Raw genomic sequence first — 19,433 nt, 5'->3', positions numbered from 1 at the left:
GGCGTTTAAGGGGTGCCCTGCTTTGGGACCTGGAGCTAAACTGAGCCATGACCGGTGCCCCTGCCCGTCTGTTGGCGTGGCTCGTCGTCGTGGCGACCCTCCTCACGGCCTGCACTCCTGCGGTAGATCTCAACGAGCCAGCTGCGGGTCAATCCAGCGCAATCGCGTCTGCCCAACCAACCGGGGGTGATGTCGCAGCTCCTTCGCTCGACCCGTCCCCGCCTCCTGCGCCCGAGCCTCCTCCAGCGCCTGCGCCACCGGTGGCGCCCCAGGCTTTCGCCCTGAACCTCTACCAAGAAGGCGACTTCGTGCCGCAGTACACCTTTGACTGGTGTGTTGCCGCGAGCATCCAGATGGCGCACAACCTCATCGACGACACCGGGGGAGGGTCGTGGGCATCCTCCGCACAGCAAAGCGAGCTGTGGGAGATGGCGCGTTCGCGGTCATCCAATTCGTTCAACGGCGCCAACCCGCGGGGTTGGGCGCAGGTGCTGACCGAGGTTGGAATGGGGCCGTACACGGTGGTCAGCATCGGCAACTACGAGGACACGCTGCAGACGGCAGCGCGTGCCATAGCCGAAACTGGCCGGCCGGTGGGGCTGGTCATGTGGAGCGGACGCCATGCGTGGGTGATGAGTGGATTCGAGTCGATGGGCGACCCTGCACAGTTCCCGGAGTTCCAGGTATCGGGGATCCGCGTCCTGGACCCGCTGTACCCGCATGGCAGCGGACAATGGGGCCCGTCCCCGGAGCCCAACAGCCTGGTCACCCCGGAGCAGCTGGCCACACAGTTCGTGGTCCGTGAGCCGCGACGCTGGAGCACTGACCTGCCCACCGGTTACTTGCTGGTGCTCCCGGTCGCCACAGTCTGACGAGTCGCCGGAGCAACCCGGTGAGCAATAAACCCTGTCCCAGCGCGCCCAACGCGAGTATCCTGTGTACGCCCAGAGGGAACTTTTGGACTTTCCGGTGCGTGAATTACTGGGAACGGTGTATAGCTTGAAACTGAAGCAGCACCACTCGCGCGCAGAAGTTGCGCCTTGCAGCACTACCAGGAGGGACGGGGCAAAACCCCGATCAGATGAAAGCTAAGAGTTTCTTCAAGGGCCCGGGCATCTGGATTGTTGTCGTCGTTGGCTTGCTCCTGGTGGCATTCGCAACACTGGCTCCGGGCGGTTCCACGCGCATTGACACCAAGGACGGCCTCGAACTCCTTTCCCAAAGCGGGAAAGTTGAGCAGGCCAAGATTTTCGACGCCGAGAACCGCGTTGACCTGGTGCTTAAGGACAACCTGAACCTGGACGGCCAGGACAAGGGCAAGAACGTTCAGTTCTTCTACGTCACGGATCGCGGTCCGGATGTGGTGAAGGCTGTCACCAACGCCAACCCGGACAAGGGCTTCACTGACCAGCCGGTGGAGAACAACTGGTTCTCCGGTCTGTTCTCCCTGCTCATCCCTGTGCTGCTGCTCGGTGTTCTGTTCTGGTTCCTGCTTTCCCGCATGCAGGGCGGCGGCTCAAAGGTGATGCAGTTCGGCAAGTCCAAGGCCAAGCTGGTCAACAAGGACATGCCGCAGGTGACTTTCTCTGACGTCGCCGGTGCTGACGAAGCCGTGGAAGAGCTCCAGGAAATCAAGGAGTTCCTCCAGGAACCGGCAAAGTTCCAGGCCGTTGGCGCCAAGATCCCCAAGGGTGTGCTGCTTTACGGCCCTCCAGGTACTGGTAAGACGCTGCTTGCCCGTGCTGTTGCCGGCGAGGCCGGCGTACCCTTCTTCTCCATCTCGGGCTCGGACTTCGTCGAAATGTTCGTCGGCGTTGGTGCTTCCCGTGTCCGCGACCTCTTCGAACAGGCCAAAGGAAGCTCCCCGGCCATCATCTTCGTTGATGAAATCGACGCCGTTGGACGCCACCGTGGTGCCGGCATCGGCGGCGGCAATGATGAGCGCGAGCAGACCTTGAACCAGCTCCTCGTCGAGATGGACGGCTTTGACGTCAAGACCAACGTCATCCTCATCGCGGCAACCAACCGCCCCGACGTCCTGGACCCCGCCCTGCTGCGCCCGGGCCGTTTCGACCGCCAGATCACCGTGGAAGCCCCGGATATGATCGGTCGCGAACAGATCCTTAACGTCCACGCCAAGGGCAAGCCGATGGCCCCCGGCATCGACCTCAGGGGTGTTGCCAAGAAGACTCCCGGCTACACGGGTGCGGACCTGGCCAACGTCCTGAACGAAGCCGCGTTGCTGACTGCGCGTTCAAATGCCAATCTGATCGACGACCGCGCACTGGACGAGGCAATCGACCGCGTCATGGCAGGCCCGCAGAAGCGCAGCCGCGTCATGAAGGAACTCGAGCGCAAGATCACCGCGTACCACGAAGGTGGCCACGCACTGGTTGCTGCTGCGCTGCGTAACTCCGCCCCGGTCACCAAAATCACCATCCTTCCCCGCGGCCGTGCACTCGGCTACACCATGGTGATTCCTGAGGACGATAAGTACTCGGTCACCCGCAACGAGCTGCTGGACCAGATGGCTTACGCCATGGGTGGCCGTGTTGCCGAGGAAATCGTCTTCCACGATCCCTCCACGGGCGCTTCCAACGACATCGAAAAGGCCACCTCCACGGCCCGCAAGATGGTCACGCAGTATGGCATGAGCGAACGCGTTGGTGCCGTGAAGCTGGGCCAGGGCGGCGGTGAGCCGTTCCTCGGCCGCGACGCTGCACAGGAGCGCAACTTCTCGGACCAGATCGCCTACGTTGTGGACGAGGAAGTGCGCCGCCTGATCGACCAAGCACACGACGAGGCTTACGCCATCCTCACGGAAAACCGGGACGTTTTGGATCGTCTGGCACTGGAACTGCTGGAACGGGAAACCCTGAACCAGGCGGAGATCGCCGAGATCTTCCACGACATCCGGAAGCGCGATTTCCGCGAGATCTGGCTGTCCAAGGAATCCCGCCCGGTCCAGTCCATCCCTCCCGTGGAATCCCGCGCCGAGAAGGCAGAGCGCGAAGCTCAGGAAGAGGCCAAGAAGGCCCGCCTGGACGAGCCGCTGGACGTCGTAGCCCCGCATGCCCAGGGAGTCGGCAGCCAGGAGTCCTTCCAGGCCCCGCACCCCGACGGCGGCAACGACCACCCGCATCACGGCTAAGCTTTCTGCTGTGACTCATTTCGACGACGACGACGACCTCGCCGCCGCCCCCGGTTCCGCCGCGGGCTCCAAGCATGCCCACAAAGTGGACCGTCCGCGCATTGAAGCGGCTGTCCGTGAGATCCTCCTGGCGATAGGTGAAGACCCTGAGCGCGGAGGCCTGCTGGACACGCCCAAACGCGTCGCAAAGGCGTACGCGGAGATGTTCGCTGGGCTGCATCAACACCCGGTGGATGTCCTGTCCACCACGTTCGACCTCGACCATGAAGAGCTTGTCCTGGTGAAGGACATCCCCTTCTACTCGACGTGCGAGCATCATCTGGTGCCGTTTCACGGAGTCGCGCATGTTGGTTACATTCCGTCACATGACGGCAAAGTGACCGGCCTGAGCAAGTTGGCGCGGCTTGTCGATATCTACGCGCGCAGGCCGCAGGTACAGGAACGCCTCACCACGCAGATCGTTGAGGCGCTCGTGAAGCACCTCAACCCACGCGGGGCCATTGTGGTCGTCGAATGTGAACACATGTGTATGTCCATGCGCGGCATTCGCAAGCCGGGCGCAAAGACCGTCACCAGTGCGGTGCGCGGTCAACTCCATGACCCGGCCACCCGCGCCGAGGCCATGAGCCTCATACTCGGAAGGTAAGCACTATGGACTCCCTCGCTGCAGCACCTGGAACCGGCCCGGCCACAAGCCCGCTGCCGATTCTCCGCAAACCGCGACCCGCTGCCAGGTTCGAGGACCTGCCAACGGACCGCACGCTCGTCATGGGAATCCTCAATGTCACCCCGGATTCCTTCAGCGACGGCGGCACCCACCGGACACCGGACACCGCCATCGCGCTCGGCCTGCGCATGTTTTACGCAGGCGCAGACATCATCGACGTCGGTGGTGAATCCACCCGTTCGGGCGCTGAACCGGTTTCCCCCGAAGAAGAACAACGCCGCGTTATCCCGGTGATTCAAGCCTTGGTGAAAGCGGGCGCGCTGGTCAGCATCGACACGATGCACACGTCCACCGCCGCCGCTGCCATTGAGGCGGGGGCAGCCATCATCAACGATGTTTCCGGCCTGACGATCGAACCGGACATGCCCGAGCTCGTTGCCCGAACCAAGGTTCCGTACATCCTCACGCACCGTCGTGGCGACGCCCTGACCATGGACGGCCTCACGGACTACAACAACGTGACCGAGGACGTCGTGGCTGAGCTCAGCGGCATCCGGGACAAGCTGTATGCAGCCGGAGTTTCCCCTGAGCAGATCATCATCGATCCCGGCGTCGGTTTCTCCAAAAACGAGGACCAGAACTGGGAGATCCTGAAGAACCTGGACCAGCTCTTCTCGCTGGGCCACAAGGTGATGGTGGCTGCTTCCCGTAAGCGGTTCCTTGGTTCGCTTCTCACCGTGGCCGGCAAGTCCGCAGCTCCTTTGGAACGTGACGCCGCCACCGCGGCTATTACCGCCTTGAGCGCCACCAAGGGCGCCTGGGCTGTCCGCGTTCACGACGTCGGCCCCAGCCTTGACGCCGTCAAGGTCGCCGCCCGCATTACGCGCTGATTGGATACCGCTGTGGACAGGATCACGCTGACCGGCGTCACCGCCGTCGGTTATCACGGAGTGTTCGATTTCGAACGCCGTGACGGACAGCCTTTCGTGGTGGACGCCGTGCTGCACACGGACTTCACCAAGGCGGCCGAGACGGATGATCTCCAGTACACGGCGCACTACGGTGAAGTGGCTGAACTGATCACCAAGCACATCGAGGGCGAGCCCCTGAACTTGATCGAGGGCCTGGCCGTCAGGATCGCCGAGGGCATCCTCGAAAACTACAACGTGGCCGCCGTCGATATCACTGTCCACAAGCCCAAGGCGCCCATTGAGGTACCGTTTGGCGACGTCACTGTCAGCGTCCACCGGGAGCGATCATGACGTCCGGCTATACAAAGGCCATCCTGGCGCTCGGCAGTAACCTGGGGGAGCGTAACGACACTCTGTCCACAGCCGTGGCGGATCTGGTGGACCCGCCTGAGGTGCGTCTCCTGGGTGTCTCGCCGGTGGTGCAGACCAAGGCAGTTGGTGGTCCTGAGGGCCAACCCGATTTCCTGAACATGGTGATGGCTGTCGAAACAACGTTGACTCCGTTGGAGCTACTCAAGCACTGCCACGGCGTGGAGCAGAAGCATCACCGCACCCGCGAGGTGCGGTGGGGTCCAAGGACGCTGGACGTGGACATCATTGTGTTCGGCGACGTCGAAAGTGACGATCCGATCCTCACCATCCCCCACCCGCGGGCAGTTGAGCGCGCTTTCGTGCTCTACCCGTGGTCACTGCTGGAGCCGCACGCCACGCTGAACGGCCAGAGCGTAGCCGAGCTGGCCGCCGTCGCCGCCGACATGCCGGACATCCGCCGCTTTGACGGTTACGGTGACGTTGCCGGTGTGCCGGCAACGGGAGCGGTGGAGTAGCCATGAAAGCAATGCGCCCCGTGGTTCTGGTGCTCATCGCCGTCATCGCTGCCGTTATCGGCTGGTTGGCCACGGTCACAACCAACCGTTTCAGCATGCCTACCCCGGTCCTGCCAGTCTCGGCGTTGATCACCATGGGTGTCATCGCTGGTCTGACCTTGGTCATGGGCGTTCGCGTCCTGCGTTGGCGCAACGGCAAGAAGAAGAACCTACTCAACCCGATCCTGGCTGCAAGGACCCTGATTCTGGCTCAGGCCTGCGCCTACGCCGGGACGCTGCTCCTTGGCTGGCATGCGGGGATCGCGGTGGATCTTCTCCGCATTGGCGGTCTGCGCGGAGGCGAAGGCATCCTGTGGAATGCCCTGCTTATGGGCGGCGGTGGCGTAGTGATGGTCGTCGTCGGGCTCGTGGTGGAGCGGTTCTGCCGGATTCCCCCGGAAGATCTTGAAGGCGGTAGCGCCGGACCGGAGACCCGTCGCGGCGAAGCTAAAGGTGAAGGCGAATATGCATACCGAGGCGATTGATCCTCCCGGAATCCAGTGGCTGCGGGTGTCCCCGAAGTACGTCACTGTCCGCTTGGTGGAGTGGGCTATCGGCAACGTAGTGATGCTGGCGGTCCTTAGCTTGCCTCTCATTTTCGTGCTGCTCGGGTGGTGGCGATGGCCACCGTTGTGGCTCGCCATCACGGTTCCCGCGGTGATGCTGGTGTTGGCGCTGTGGCGGCTCGTGCTGATTCCGCGCCAAGTACGTGCAATCGGCTATGCCGAGCGCGACGACGACCTCCTCATCCGCCGCGGCATCTTCTTCCAGCGCACCATGGTGGTTCCTTACGGCCGGATGCAATACGTTGACGTTGCGGTTGGTCCCGTCGAACGCAGCTTGGGACTGTGCACGTTGAAACTCCACACGGCGTCGGCCGGGACCAACGCGCACCTGCCTGGCCTTCCCTCGGCGGAAGGCGCACGCTTGCGCGAACAGCTTTCGGCTCGCGGAGAAGCCAGGTTGGCCGGGCTGTGAGCCTGGAAAACAACGCTACTGAGAGCCTCGCGGGCAAGCCGGAACCAACGGCTGACGGCGGCTGGAACCGCGTTCACCCCGCGTCACCGTTCGTTCGCGGCTGGGTGGCGCTTGCCGCCGTCGGGTTCTTCTTCGGCCGCGATGCTTTCGAGCGAATGCTGCAAGGCCGGGATTTCATGGATCCGAACCTCAACGGCCGGGTGCCGTGGCTCTTGGCTGGCGGCGCCGTGGTGCTGCTGTTGACCGTAGGCGGCTTCATCCTCAGCTGGTATTTCACGCGATACCAGGTGGCTGAGGGGTATGTGCGCGTCAACACCGGCTTCCTGTTCAAGCAGCAACGGCAGGCGCGCTTGGACCGCGTTCAGGCAATCGACATTGTGCAACCGCTTCTGGCTCGGATCTTCGGGCTCGCTGAACTCAAGTTTGAAGTGGCCGACGCCGGGGAGTCGGCAGTGCGGCTTGCCTACCTCCCGCTGGACCAGGCCAAGCAGTTGCGCGCCACCATCCTTGCGCGGGCGGCCGGCGTTGTCAGGGGGCCCGAGACGGCAGAGGAAGTTCCTGAGGCTCCCGAGCACGTTGTGCTGTCCGTGCCACCGTCCCGGCTCATCGGTTCCCTGCTGCTGAGCGAGCAGACCATCGGAATCCTGGTCGGTGCCGCAGTTGTGGTTGCCGTTTCCGTTTTCACGCAGAACCAGACTCTATTCCTGGCGCTTATCCCAGGCATTTTGGGCATAGGTGCCGCGTACTGGACCTCCTTCAACAAGGGCTACAACTTCACTGCGGCGATCTCCCCGGACGGTATCCGCCTTCGTTACGGTCTCCTGGATACCCAGGCCCAGACCGTTCCGCCGGGACGCATCCAGGCGCTCATGGTGACGCAGCCGCCCCTTTGGAGGATCTTTGGCTGGTACCGGATGCACGTTAATGTCGCGGGTTACGGGGTGTCTGCCAGTACGGAGGGCGCCGCCCGCACCATGTTGCTCCCCGTGGGCGTGAAGTCCGAGGTCCTGCGCATGATGTCGTTGGTGCTCCCTGATCCGGGAGTTGAGGATCCGGAACGCGTGTTCACCGCTGGGCTTGACGGATTGGCGCCGGTCGGATCGCTCTCCGCCGAGAGCGACGGCTTCACCACTACTCCCCGCCGCGCGCGCTTGCTGGCCCCGCTGGGGTGGCGGCGCAACGGATTCTTCGCCACCAAAACCGCATTGCTGATCCGGTCCGGACGCTGGTGGCACACGCTGGTTATGGTTCCGCATCAGCGGACGCAATCCATGGCACTGCACCAGGGCCCGTGGGCCAGGCGCTTCAGAGTGGCCGATCTTGTCCTGCATACTACGGCCGGGCCCGTTTCTCCCCGAGTGTTCCAAGCTGGCGTCGAGCAGGCAGTGGAACTCTTCGACCAGCAGGCCGCCCGGGCCCGGGAAGCACGGAAGCGGCAAACCAGTGAACAATGGCTGGCCCAGGTTGCGCCGCAGGCACCGGAGGTCGCAGCCGTAATTCCAGGACAACCGAGTCAGCCCGAACACCCCCACACTTCACCGCAACAGGAGGACCGCCACGATGGCTAGGCCAGGACGACTCGGCGTCGGGATCATCGGTGCCGGCAAGGTCGGTGCCGTGTTGGGAGCCGCCTTGCGCGCGGCCGAGCACGCCGTCGTCGGGGTTTCTGCTGTGTCGGAGGCTAGCCGCGAGCGTGCCGAGAACCTACTTCCCGGCGTCCCGATTCTGGAGATCCAGGACATCGTGGAGCGCTCGGAGCTCGTTCTGCTTGCCGTTCCGGACGACGCCCTCGGCGAGTTGGTAGCGGGGCTGGCCAAGCTCGGAGCCTGGCAGCCCGGCCAACTGGTGGCGCATACGTCAGGCCGGTTCGGCGTCGGAATCCTCAACCCGGTCCGTGCGGTCGGTGCGATTCCGCTGGCACTTCATCCCGCCATGACCTTCACGGGCATGAGCCTGGACCTGACCCGGCTCATGGACTGCACGTTCGGTGTCACCGCCGATGCCGCCATGCTGCCGATCGCCCAGGCGCTGGTTGTGGAGATGGGCGCAGAGCCGGTGGTTATCGCTGAAGCCGACCGCACCCTCTATCACGCGGCCCTCGCGCACAGCTCCAATCACATGGTCACGCTGGTGGCGCAGGCATCGCAGATGCTGCGGGAGATCGGCGTCGAAACGCCGGAGTCCATGCTCGGTCCGCTGCTGCGCGCAACCCTTGAGAACGCTCTCGCGTCCGGCGAATCTGCGTTGACCGGTCCCGTAGCGCGCGGGGATGTGGGTACAGTTTCCGCGCACGCCCAGGCGCTGAAGGAGTACGACGGCGGTGCAGGCGGCGATGTGCTGGCGGCCTACCAGGCCATGGCGAGGGCCACTGCCCGCAGGGCGGGAAACCGCGGACTGCTGCGCCCCGAACAAATGAATGAGATTGACGAGGCCTTGGGTGCCGAACCCGAGCCTCCGGAAGGAAACTGAACAGCATGGCCATCAAACTCGTGACCACCGCGACGGAACTGCGGGCGGAGAGTGCCAAGCTCCTGGCCGCCAAAGGTGGAAATTCGCAGGGATTGGTGCCCACTATGGGAGCCTTGCACTCCGGCCACGCCGCACTTGCCCGAACCGCCGTTGCCGGGAACGACGTCGTGGTGGCCACGATCTTCGTCAACCCGCTCCAGTTCGGCGACGCCGTGGACTTGGACCGCTACCCGCGCACGCTCGACGCAGACATGGCCCTGCTTGATGCCGAAGGCGTTGACCTTGTCTTTGCGCCTTCCGTAGACGAGGTGTATCCCGGCGGACAGCCGCTGGTGCGGGTGACATCCGGCCCACTTGGCGAAAAGTGGGAAGGCGCCTCGCGCCCCGGGCACTTCGACGGCGCCCTCACCGTGGTGGCCAAACTACTGCACTACGGGCTCCCGGGGGGTGCCGCTGCGGACGGCACGACGGCGGCCTACCGGGCCTACTTTGGCCAGAAGGACGCGCAGCAGTTGGCGTTGGTGAAGCGGATGGTCGCCGACCTGAATTTCCCCGTGGAGATTGTCCCCGTGCCCATAGTTCGCAGTGAGGACGGCTTGGCGCTCTCGAGCCGCAATCGGTTCCTTTCCGACGAGGAACGCGAAGCGGCGTTGGTGTTGTCGCGGGCTTTGCGCCTTATCGAGTCCCGCGCCAACGCGCACGAACCGCTGGACCTGGATTCCGCCGTCGCGCTTGTTGAATCGCAGCCGCTGGTGGAACTGGACTATTTCGACGTCGTCCATCCCGTCACACTGGAACCGCTCGCAGAGAACTGCAAGGAGACTCCTTTCCGCGGTGAGGGCCTGGCAATCATCGCCGCCAAAGTCGGGCCCGTGCGCCTCATCGACAACGCTCCTTTGTTTTCCTAACGTTTGGAATTTTTCTGCTGACGGGAATTGGATGGGCGTTTAGACTGTTTTAGTCTTCACCGGCACAGATCGCCGGACACCAAATCCAAACCTTGGGGAACCCTCATGTCTACCGACGTCACGTCCGACGCCAACGGCAAGCCTGAATCAGGCGCTTCCGGCACCGTCACCGCCGCAGAGGCGGCGCCGCCGCAAGCCGCGATGTCAGAGGCTCCCGTCTCGCAGGCTCCCGTGTCCGGCAAGATGTCACGCGAATCCGTGACCGTCATCGTCACGCTGCTGGTGGCAACCTTCGTGGTGATCCTCAACGAGACCATCATGAACGTCGCCCTCCAGCGACTCATGACTGACCTTCAAGTGAGTGCGTCCACTGTGCAGTGGCTGGCCACGGGCTTCATGCTGACCATGGCTGTTGTCATCCCCACCACCGGGTTCATCCTGCAGAGGATGAGCACGCGCGGGGCATTCATGCTGGCCATGGGACTCTTCAGCGGCGGAACGTTGCTCGCTGCATTGGCGCCGGGTTTCCTGGTGTTGCTGGTGGCACGCATTGTTCAGGCAGGTGGTACTGCCATCATGCTGCCGTTGCTGATGACCACCATCCTTACGTTGGTGCCGATGTCCAAGCGCGGCGCGGTCATGGGCAACGTCAGCATTGCCATCTCGGTTGCTCCGGCCATGGGACCCACCGTTTCCGGCATCATCCTGGACCACTTCTCCTGGCGCTTCATGTTCGTGTTCGTGCTGCCGGTTGCCCTGGCAGCGTTCGCGATCGGTGCCAAGTACCTCACCAACGTGGGGGAGCGTGAGAAGACCACTTTGGACGTGCCTTCCGTGATCCTGACTGTGCCCGCGTTTGGTGGCTTGGTTTACGGCTTGAGCCAGATCGGTGGCGCCGAGGCAGGCGTTGTTCCCGTCATTGCACTGGTGGTCGGTGTTCTCTGCCTGGCACTTTTTGTCTTCCGGCAGCTCAAGCTCCAGAAGTCCGACGCCCCGCTGCTGGATCTCCGTGCCTTCAAGTTCCGCATGTTCACGGTTTCCACGCTGCTGATGGTCGTTGCCATGATGGCCCTGTTCGGCGGCGTAATCCTGTTGCCGCTGTACCTCCAGAACACCCTGCACCTGCAGCCTTTGGAGACCGGGTTGGCTCTGCTGCCGGGTGGTTTGGCCATGGGCTTGCTGGGGCCGGTCATCGGGCGGATCTTCGACAAAGTCGGTCCGCTCCCGCTGACAGTGACAGGCTCAGTGCTGATGGTCCTGACCCTCTGGCAGTTCTCGCGTCTGGATGAGGGAAGTGCTCTCGGCTGGGTCATTGCCCTGCACGTCACCCTGAGCCTTGGACTGGCCCTGCTGTTCACGCCGGCGTTCACCACTGGCCTCAACCCGTTGCCCCCGCACCTCTACTCCCACGGTTCGGCGATCATCAGTACCGCTCAGCAGGTCGCCGGTGCAGCCGGGACGGCGTTGCTCGTGTCCATCTATGCTGTGGTCTCCGCGTCTTCGGGCGAGGTGGCCGGCATGCAGGCAGCCTTCCTGGCCGCGACCGTCATTGCCCTGGCTGCTGTGGTGCTCGGCGCCATGATGCGCAAGACCGAAGGCGCCGGAGGACACGGAGGCCACTGACGTTGGTTAGCCACCCCCTCTTCGGACGTTCTCTCACATCCCTCGGGTTTGAGCGGCACGTTCTCTCACATCCCTCGGGTCTCAGCTCAGCGCTCTCCCACTTCGGTGGGGGAGCGTTGCTGTTTAAGGGTTGGTTCCTCGGTTTGGTTGGGTGTTCGACGGCGGTGGTTTGGTTTTGCGTTTTGGTGGCCCTTTTGTGGGGTTGGGTGGTGTGACGGGCTTCACTGAAACTTGTTGGTGGTGTTTTGGTGTTGTTTTGCGGTGTGGTGGGGTTGTTTGTCTTGTGTTTGCGGGGGTTTTGGGTGGTGTTGGGGTGGATTTGGTGTGGGGGTTGGGCGCGTGTAAAGTTATTCGAGTCGCCGCCGCTGATGCGGAAAGATGGCGACCGACTCCCTTCAAATCACCGGTTCCGGTAGTGCTTTTGTGTGCTTCTGGTTGGTGGGGGAGGCCCGGGTTTGGTTTGCTTTGTGCGGCTGGTTCGGGTAAGTTTGAAAAGTTGCTCCGGAGCGATCCTGGGACCCTGTTGGGGGTTTTGGTGGTGCCGGTAGTGTCTGTTGTTTGAGAACTCAATAGTGTGCCAAGTTTGTTGATACCGATTGTTTTTCAATTGGTTGAAATTATGGCTGGACCCTGCGCACCCCCGTGTGTGGTGGTCTGGTTTTCAGCTGGTTTCGAATTTTGTGCAGCCGCGTTTGCCGTTATTTCCGGTGGGTGTGGTTGTGTCTGTTTGGTTTTGTTTTACTTCAACGGAGAGTTTGATCCTGGCTCAGGATGAACGCTGGCGGCGTGCTTAACACATGCAAGTCGAACGATGATCCCAGCTTGCTGGGGGATTAGTGGCGAACGGGTGAGTAACACGTGAGTAACCTGCCCTTGACTCTGGGATAAGCCTGGGAAACTGGGTCTAATACCGGATACGACCATCTGGCGCATGTCATGGTGGTGGAAAGCTTTTGTGGTTTTGGATGGACTCGCGGCCTATCAGCTTGTTGGTGGGGTAATGGCCTACCAAGGCGACGACGGGTAGCCGGCCTGAGAGGGTGACCGGCCACACTGGGACTGAGACACGGCCCAGACTCCTACGGGAGGCAGCAGTGGGGAATATTGCACAATGGGCGAAAGCCTGATGCAGCGACGCCGCGTGAGGGATGACGGCCTTCGGGTTGTAAACCTCTTTCAGTAGGGAAGAAGCCGCAAGGTGACGGTACCTGCAGAAGAAGCGCCGGCTAACTACGTGCCAGCAGCCGCGGTAATACGTAGGGCGCAAGCGTTATCCGGAATTATTGGGCGTAAAGAGCTCGTAGGCGGTTTGTCGCGTCTGCTGTGAAAGACCGGGGCTCAACTCCGGTTCTGCAGTGGGTACGGGCAGACTAGAGTGCAGTAGGGGAGACTGGAATTCCTGGTGTAGCGGTGAAATGCGCAGATATCAGGAGGAACACCGATGGCGAAGGCAGGTCTCTGGGCTGTAACTGACGCTGAGGAGCGAAAGCATGGGGAGCGAACAGGATTAGATACCCTGGTAGTCCATGCCGTAAACGTTGGGCACTAGGTGTGGGGGACATTCCACGTTTTCCGCGCCGTAGCTAACGCATTAAGTGCCCCGCCTGGGGAGTACGGCCGCAAGGCTAAAACTCAAAGGAATTGACGGGGGCCCGCACAAGCGGCGGAGCATGCGGATTAATTCGATGCAACGCGAAGAACCTTACCAAGGCTTGACATGAACCGGAAAGACCTGGAAACAGGTGCCCCGCTTGCGGTCGGTTTACAGGTGGTGCATGGTTGTCGTCAGCTCGTGTCGTGAGATGTTGGGTTAAGTCCCGCAACGAGCGCAACCCTCGTTCTATGTTGCCAGCGCGTGATGGCGGGGACTCATAGGAGACTGCCGGGGTCAACTCGGAGGAAGGTGGGGACGACGTCAAATCATCATGCCCCTTATGTCTTGGGCTTCACGCATGCTACAATGGCCGGTACAAAGGGTTGCGATACTGTGAGGTGGAGCTAATCCCAAAAAGCCGGTCTCAGTTCGGATTGGGGTCTGCAACTCGACCCCATGAAGTCGGAGTCGCTAGTAATCGCAGATCAGCAACGCTGCGGTGAATACGTTCCCGGGCCTTGTACACACCGCCCGTCAAGTCACGAAAGTTGGTAACACCCGAAGCCGGTGGCCTAACCCTTGTGGGGGGAGCCGTCGAAGGTGGGACCGGCGATTGGGACTAAGTCGTAACAAGGTAGCCGTACCGGAAGGTGCGGCTGGATCACCTCCTTTCTAAGGAGCTGCTAACAGCTGTGTTGTTTGCCTGCATGGGTGGATGACGGGTTGTCAGTGTTGCCCATTGCGCAGGCGTCTGTTCTGCGGTGGGTGCTCATGGGTGGAATATCAACGAATCAAACTTGTTTGGCATGGCCTTTACCGGTTGTGTCCTGGTGTCAGTACGGCAGCATCTGTGTCCCTTTTTGGGGGTGTGGTGTTGTCAGGAAAGCTGCCGGGGCGTGCGGTTGTGGGGGTTGTGTTTGGCGCACTGTTGGGTCCTGAGGCAACAGGACCTTTTTGCAGCAATGCAGGGGGGCACTTCTGGTGTTTCTTTTGTTCCTGCTTCCGGTACTTGCCATCTGTCCGCTTTTGCGGGGTGGTGGTGGTCTGGTTGACGGGGTTGTTGTTTGAGAACTACATAGTGGACGCGAGCATCTAGAACACACACGTGGCTGATCGCTTTTTTGGGTTTGGTGTGTGTGTTCTTACAGCAATTTCTTATGAATGAACCTTGGGCCTGTGTGGCGCATGGTTCTCTCGAGTAAGTTTTTGATCTTTGTGTGGTCAAGTTTTTAAGGGCACACGGTGGATGCCTTGGCATTAGGAGCCGAAGAAGGACGTAGGAATCTGCGATAAGCCTGGGGGAGTTGATAACCGAGCGTTGATCCCAGGATGTCCGAATGGGGAAACCCCGCACAACGCTGTCAAAAGTGATTGTGTGACCCGCATCTGAACACATAGGGTGCGTGGGGGGAACGCGGGGAAGTGAAACATCTCAGTACCCGCAGGAAGAGAAAACAATAGTGATTCCGTTAGTAGTGGCGAGCGAACGCGGATCAGGCTAAACCGTTTCCATGTGTGATAGCCGGCGGGCGTTGCATGGGCGGGGTTGTGGGACTTTCCGTTCTGGTTCTGCCGGACCAGTGAGGTGAGGTGCAGGCATAGGTGAACGGTCTTGAAAGGCCGGCCAGAGAGGGTGTGAGCCCCGTAACCGTAATGTTGTGCACGGCCTGGGGAGTATCCCAAGTAGCACGGGGCCCGAGAAATCCCGTGCGAATCTGTCAGGACCACCTGATAAGCCTAAATACTTCCTAATGACCGATAGCGGACCAGTACCGTGAGGGAAAGGTGAAAAGTACCCCGGGAGGGGAGTGAAACAGTACCTGAAACCGTGTGCTTACAATCCGTCGGAGCAACCGCGAGTGATCGCATAGTAGTTGTGACGGCGTGCCTTTTGAAGAATGAGCCTGCGAGTTAGTGTTACGTCGCGAGGTTAACCCGTGTGGGGTAGCCGTAGCGAAAGCGAGTCTGAATAGGGCGAGTGTAGTGGCGTGATCTAGACCCGAAGCGGAGTGATCTACCCATGGCCAGGTTGAAGCGACGGTAAGACGTCGTGGAGGACCGAACCCACTTCAGTTGAAAATGGAGGGGATGAGCTGTGGGTAGGGGTGAAAGGCCAATCAAACTCCGTGATAGCTGGTTCTCCCCGAAATGCATTTAGGTGCAGCGTTGCGTGTTTCTTGCCGGAGGTAGAGCTACTGGATGGCCGATGGGCCCTACAAGGTTACTGACGTCAGCCAAACTCCGAATGCCGGTAAGTCAGAGCGCAGCAGTGAGACTGTGGGGGATAAGCTTCATAGTCGAGAGGGAAACAGCCCAGACCACCAACTAAGGCCCCTAAGCGTGTGCTAAGTGGGAAAGGATGTGGAGTTGCGAAGACAACCAGGAGGTTGGCTTAGAAGCAGCCATCCTTGAAAGAGTGCGTAATAGCTCACTGGTCAAGTGATTCCGCGCCGACAATGTAGCGGGGCTCAAGTACACCGCCGAAGTTGTGGATTTCACATAATGCCCTAGCCTTCGTGGTTCAGGGGTGTGGAGTGGTAGGGGAGCGTCGTGTGGGCAGTGAAGTCGCGGTGGAAACCAGCGGTGGAGCCTACACGAGTGAGAATGCAGGCATGAGTAGCGAAAGACGGGTGAGAAACCCGTCCGCCGAATGATCAAGGGTTCCAGGGTCAAGCTAATCTGCCCTGGGTAAGTCGGGACCTAAGGCGAGGCCGACAGGCGTAGTCGATGGACAACGGGTTGATATTCCCGTACCGGCGAAAAACCGCCCATGCCAAGCGGGGGATACTAACCGCCCGGAGCCTGCCCGCCCACCCTTGTGGTGTGTGGGTTTTGGCCGAGCGCGGGACCTGATCCCGGGAGGTAAGCGTATTAACAGGTGTGACGCAGGAAGGTAGCCGGGCCGGGCGATGGTTGCCCCGGTCTAAGGATGTAGGGTCAGGGATAGGCAAATCCGTTCCTGTGTGTTCAATCACGGTCCTGAGATCTGATGGGACCCCCGTATGGGGGGATCCGGTGATCCTATGCTGCCAAGAAAAGCATCGACGCGAGGTTTTAGCCGCCCGTACCCCAAACCGACACAGGTGATCAGGTAGAGAATACCAAGGCGATCGAGAGAATTATGGTTAAGGAACTCGGCAAAATGCCCCCGTAACTTCGGGAGAAGGGGGGCCTGCCCCGTGATGGAGACTTGCTCTCCGTGAGCGGGTGTGGGCCGCAGAGACCAGGGGGAAGCGACTGTTTACTAAAAACACAGGTCCGTGCGAAGTCGCAAGACGATGTATACGGACTGACTCCTGCCCGGTGCTGGAAGGTTAAGAGGACCGGTTAGCCCCTTGCGGGCGAAGCTGAGAATTTAAGCCCCAGTAAACGGCGGTGGTAACTATAACCATCCTAAGGTAGCGAAATTCCTTGTCGGGTAAGTTCCGACCTGCACGAATGGAGTAACGACTTCCCCGCTGTCTCAACCATAAACTCGGCGAAATTGCAGTACGAGTAAAGATGCTCGTTACGCGCAGCAGGACGGAAAGACCCCGAGACCTTTACTATAGTTTGGTATTGGTGTTCGGAGTGGCTTGTGTAGGATAGGTGGGAGACGTTGAAACCCGGACGCCAGTTCGGGTGGAGTCATCGTTGAAATACCACTCTGGTCACTTTGGACATCTAACTTCGGCCCGTGATCCGGGTCAGGGACAGTGCCTGATGGGTAGTTTAACTGGGGCGGTTGCCTCCTAAAAAGTAACGGAGGCGCCCAAAGGTTCCCTCAGCCTGGTTGGCAATCAGGTGTCGAGTGTAAGTGCACAAGGGAGCTTGACTGTGAGAGAGACATCTCAAGCAGGGACGAAAGTCGGGACTAGTGATCCGGCGGTACATTGTGGAATGGCCGTCGCTCAACGGATAAAAGGTACCTCGGGGATAACAGGCTGATCTTGCCCAAGAGTCCATATCGACGGCATGGTTTGGCACCTCGATGTCGGCTCGTCGCATCCTGGGGCTGGAGTAGGTCCCAAGGGTTGGGCTGTTCGCCCATTAAAGCGGTACGCGAGCTGGGTTTAGAACGTCGTGAGACAGTTCGGTCCCTATCCGCTGCGCGCGCAGGAAATTTGAGAAGGGCTGTCCTTAGTACGAGAGGACCGGGACGGACGAACCTCTGGTGTGTCAGTTGTACTGCCAAGTGCATCGCTGATTAGCTACGTTCGGATGGGATAACCGCTGAAAGCATCTAAGCGGGAAGCTCGCTTCAAGATGAGATTTCCATACACATCATGTGTGAGAGGCCCCCAGCCAGACCACTGGGTTGATAGGCCGGATGTGGAAGCGAGGACTAAAGACTCGTGAAGCTGACCGGTACTAATAGGCCAACAACTTACACCACACAACACACTGCACGCGTCCACTATGTGGTTCCCGAACAACAACCGTTCCAGGAACCAAACAACTACATAACAACACCACAGTTGTAACCACAGATTTCCCACCACCAGGGCCCCGAACCCTGCTGGACGGGTAACAGAGTTACGGCGGTCATAGCGTGGGGGAAACGCCCGGTCCCATTCCGAACCCGGAAGCTAAGACCCACAGCGCCGATGGTACTGCACCCGGGAGGGTGTGGGAGAGTAGGACACCGCCGGACAACCATTCACGGGAAGCCCCGACCACCAGGTCGGGGCTCCCCGCATTTAACCACCAAAACCCCAAGCCTGCCAAATAGCTACCACGGGGGCCTCGCTGGCATCACCAGCCGCGGCAACCAGCTGTCAGCTTCAGAAGCCAGCTGCGCAGAATGTCAGAAGTCATCTGCACAAATGGGACCGACATAGTTTTAGTAGGCAGTTGCCCGCAAGGGGATCCGTCAGCGAGGCGAACTTGCAATCGGATCTTCAGCCCAGCGCGCGCTGGTGGATGGGTCAACGAACATGAGCCATCATTCTTGATGGCTCGGCCAGCTCGGTGAAGCCGTATTGGGCGTAAAGACCGTGAGCGTCGGCAGTTGAGAGCAGAATCCGATTCAGGTCTAGGGGTTCCAGGTCAGCCATCACACCGGCGGCGAGCATCTTACCGATGCCCTGCCCTCGCACTTCGGTAGCAACGAACACGTCGCAAAGCCAAGCAAACGTGACGCCGTCAGTCACGACGCGACCGTAAGCCACCTGCTCTCCAGTTCGGATGTCGTACACCCCGTAGTTCCGAGAGGCGTCGATAGCAGCATCCTGCTTCTGACGGCTCCGACCTTGCGCCCAATAGGACTGCTCACTGAGCCACTGGTGCACGCGGGCACGATCAACTCTGTCGGCTTCGGCGGAGAAGAAATAGCGTTCAGTCATGACAACACCCTAGGGGACCGTACTTCGGTGGTCTCAACTGGTGGTTGATTATCGGCAACACCCCAGCGTCGTGGCGGGACGGCGGCTCACTGGAGCCACTTCCCGAAGCTGGTGAGCTAGCGATTGCGATGCCAAGTTCAACATGCGTGCCCTTCCACCTGGAAGATGCTCAAGCCAAACGGACAACCGTGCATTCGCCGGACGAAGTCATCAACATCCCTACGGTGCGGCGCAGCTCAAAGTGTGCGGGCCTTTTGTTTTTCGGGGACGGACCTGCGGCTTAGGAGCCAGACGGCTTCGCAGCTTTTGCGGCCGCCTTAGCCGCTTGCTTGCTGGCGCGCACTTTGACCAGGGACTCGGGGTCCACAATGTCGGCGACCGAGAGGTACGAGCCTTCCTCACCGTAGTGGCCGGCCGCCTCCCGCCACCCCTCCGCCTGCAGATCGCATTGTTTGCCGAGCAGTGCCAGGAAGATCTTTGCTTTCTGTTCGCCAAAGCCTGGCAGGGCCTTGAGCCGACGGAGTACTTCAGGGCCATCGGGATTTCCGCTGGTCCAGATGGCGGTCGCGTCTCCGTCCCACTCACGATGTACTGTCTCGGCGAGGGCTTGGACCCTTCCGGCCATGGAGCCTGGGAACCTATGGACGGCAGGGCGTTCCTTGAAGACTTCTACGAACTCGGCGGGGTCGTACTCCGCGATCGTGCCAGGTTCGAGGGAGCCCAAGCGGGTGCGGATCTTCTCCGGGCCAGCAAAAGCCGACTCCATAGTGACTTGTTGATCGAGCAACATACCTGTCAACAACGCAAAGGCGTCGTCACTGAGCAGTTGGTCCGCGGCGGCATCTCCTGTGATGTGCAGTTCCATGCGTCCCATCCTGCCAC

General features: G+C 60.8%; 14 protein-coding genes and 3 rRNA genes. 15 read left to right on the top strand and 2 right to left on the bottom strand.

The genetic code is table 11. The features are described 5' to 3' along the window. Positions 1–47: 47 nt before the first annotated feature. The 15 genes from AC0J5Z_RS01310 (at position 48) to rrf (ending at position 17,860) form a co-directional block, all read left to right on the top strand. Positions 48–872: a hypothetical protein gene (locus tag AC0J5Z_RS01310; RefSeq protein ID WP_475036913.1), complete on the top strand. Its 825-nt coding sequence runs from the start codon at positions 48–50 to the stop codon at positions 870–872. Positions 873–1,081: 209 nt separating this feature from the next. After that, entirely contained in the window at positions 1,082–3,151 is a 2,070-nt protein-coding gene (gene ftsH / locus AC0J5Z_RS01305) for an ATP-dependent zinc metalloprotease FtsH (RefSeq protein ID WP_475036912.1), read from the top strand. A 10-nt stretch (positions 3,152–3,161) separates the two neighbouring features. Next, entirely contained in the window at positions 3,162–3,797 is a 636-nt protein-coding gene (gene folE / locus AC0J5Z_RS01300; RefSeq protein ID WP_475036911.1) for a GTP cyclohydrolase I FolE, read from the top strand. Positions 3,798–3,802: 5 nt separating this feature from the next. Continuing rightward, entirely contained in the window at positions 3,803–4,708 is a 906-nt protein-coding gene (gene folP / locus AC0J5Z_RS01295) for a dihydropteroate synthase (protein ID WP_475036910.1), read from the top strand. Positions 4,709–4,720: 12 nt separating this feature from the next. Next, positions 4,721–5,080, top strand: a complete 360-nt coding sequence (gene folB / locus AC0J5Z_RS01290) for a dihydroneopterin aldolase (protein ID WP_024818972.1) — start codon at positions 4,721–4,723, stop codon at positions 5,078–5,080. Then, entirely contained in the window at positions 5,077–5,616 is a 540-nt protein-coding gene (folK, locus tag AC0J5Z_RS01285; RefSeq protein ID WP_475036909.1) for a 2-amino-4-hydroxy-6-hydroxymethyldihydropteridine diphosphokinase, read from the top strand. The genes folB and folK overlap by 4 nt, the downstream gene beginning before the upstream one ends. Positions 5,617–5,618: 2 nt before the next feature. Then, positions 5,619–6,140, top strand: coding sequence for a DUF3180 domain-containing protein (locus tag AC0J5Z_RS01280; RefSeq protein WP_475036908.1), 522 nt, complete (start codon positions 5,619–5,621; stop codon positions 6,138–6,140). After that, positions 6,121–6,633 carry a PH domain-containing protein gene (locus AC0J5Z_RS01275; RefSeq protein WP_475036907.1) on the top strand — a complete coding sequence of 171 codons (513 nt, stop codon included), beginning with the start codon at positions 6,121–6,123 and terminating at the stop codon, positions 6,631–6,633. Before AC0J5Z_RS01280 ends, AC0J5Z_RS01275 begins: the two co-directional genes overlap by 20 nt. Beyond that, positions 6,630–8,201, top strand: coding sequence for a PH domain-containing protein (locus AC0J5Z_RS01270; RefSeq protein WP_475036906.1), 1,572 nt, complete (start codon positions 6,630–6,632; stop codon positions 8,199–8,201). The genes AC0J5Z_RS01275 and AC0J5Z_RS01270 overlap by 4 nt, the downstream gene beginning before the upstream one ends. Beyond that, entirely contained in the window at positions 8,194–9,102 is a 909-nt protein-coding gene (locus AC0J5Z_RS01265; protein ID WP_475036905.1) for a Rossmann-like and DUF2520 domain-containing protein, read from the top strand. Before AC0J5Z_RS01270 ends, AC0J5Z_RS01265 begins: the two co-directional genes overlap by 8 nt. Positions 9,103–9,107: 5 nt before the next feature. After that, the gene (gene panC / locus AC0J5Z_RS01260) at positions 9,108–10,010 is read left to right on the top strand and encodes a pantoate--beta-alanine ligase (RefSeq protein WP_475036904.1); all 903 of its coding nucleotides are present in this window, start codon (positions 9,108–9,110) and stop codon (positions 10,008–10,010) included. A gap of 105 nt (positions 10,011–10,115) precedes the next feature. Further along, complete coding sequence (locus AC0J5Z_RS01255; RefSeq protein ID WP_475036903.1) at positions 10,116–11,633, top strand: DHA2 family efflux MFS transporter permease subunit; 1,518 nt, start codon at positions 10,116–10,118, stop codon at positions 11,631–11,633. A 743-nt stretch (positions 11,634–12,376) separates the two neighbouring features. Next, positions 12,377–13,899: ribosomal RNA gene (locus AC0J5Z_RS01250) — 16S ribosomal RNA — on the top strand. A gap of 547 nt (positions 13,900–14,446) precedes the next feature. After that, a 23S ribosomal RNA gene (locus AC0J5Z_RS01245) occupies positions 14,447–17,602 on the top strand. Positions 17,603–17,743: 141 nt separating this feature from the next. Further along, positions 17,744–17,860 (top strand): 5S ribosomal RNA (rrf, locus tag AC0J5Z_RS01240). The 16S, 23S and 5S rRNA genes sit together here, the layout of an rRNA operon. A 274-nt stretch (positions 17,861–18,134) precedes the next feature. Here the strand turns inward: rrf and AC0J5Z_RS01235 are convergent. Together AC0J5Z_RS01235 and AC0J5Z_RS01230 are read right to left on the bottom strand one after the other, a co-directional pair. Continuing rightward, a complete protein-coding gene (locus tag AC0J5Z_RS01235) occupies positions 18,135–18,551 on the bottom strand; it encodes a GNAT family N-acetyltransferase (RefSeq protein ID WP_475036902.1) in 417 nt (138 codons plus the stop codon). A gap of 280 nt (positions 18,552–18,831) precedes the next feature. Continuing rightward, positions 18,832–19,425 carry an HhH-GPD-type base excision DNA repair protein gene (locus AC0J5Z_RS01230; protein ID WP_475039485.1) on the bottom strand — a complete coding sequence of 198 codons (594 nt, stop codon included), beginning with the start codon at positions 19,423–19,425 and terminating at the stop codon, positions 18,832–18,834. Positions 19,426–19,433 lie beyond the last annotated feature (8 nt).

Source organism: Paenarthrobacter sp. TRD_SC_7 (assembly GCF_056156245.1).
The sequence above is the reverse complement of the archived record's forward strand: the minus strand, read 5'-3'. Positions and strand labels throughout refer to the sequence as shown.

Coding starts and splice junctions, on each gene's coding strand:
- AC0J5Z_RS01310 (WP_475036913.1), top strand. CDS start 48: ATGACCGGTGCCCCTGCCCGTCTGTTGGCGTGGCTCGTCGTCGTGGCG.
- ftsH (WP_475036912.1), top strand. CDS start 1,082: ATGAAAGCTAAGAGTTTCTTCAAGGGCCCGGGCATCTGGATTGTTGTC.
- folP (WP_475036910.1), top strand. CDS start 3,803: ATGGACTCCCTCGCTGCAGCACCTGGAACCGGCCCGGCCACAAGCCCG.
- folK (WP_475036909.1), top strand. CDS start 5,077: ATGACGTCCGGCTATACAAAGGCCATCCTGGCGCTCGGCAGTAACCTG.
- AC0J5Z_RS01280 (WP_475036908.1), top strand. CDS start 5,619: ATGAAAGCAATGCGCCCCGTGGTTCTGGTGCTCATCGCCGTCATCGCT.
- AC0J5Z_RS01275 (WP_475036907.1), top strand. CDS start 6,121: ATGCATACCGAGGCGATTGATCCTCCCGGAATCCAGTGGCTGCGGGTG.
- AC0J5Z_RS01265 (WP_475036905.1), top strand. CDS start 8,194: ATGGCTAGGCCAGGACGACTCGGCGTCGGGATCATCGGTGCCGGCAAG.
- panC (WP_475036904.1), top strand. CDS start 9,108: ATGGCCATCAAACTCGTGACCACCGCGACGGAACTGCGGGCGGAGAGT.
- AC0J5Z_RS01255 (WP_475036903.1), top strand. CDS start 10,116: ATGTCTACCGACGTCACGTCCGACGCCAACGGCAAGCCTGAATCAGGC.
- AC0J5Z_RS01235 (WP_475036902.1), bottom strand. CDS start 18,551: ATGACTGAACGCTATTTCTTCTCCGCCGAAGCCGACAGAGTTGATCGT.
- AC0J5Z_RS01230 (WP_475039485.1), bottom strand. CDS start 19,425: ATGGGACGCATGGAACTGCACATCACAGGAGATGCCGCCGCGGACCAA.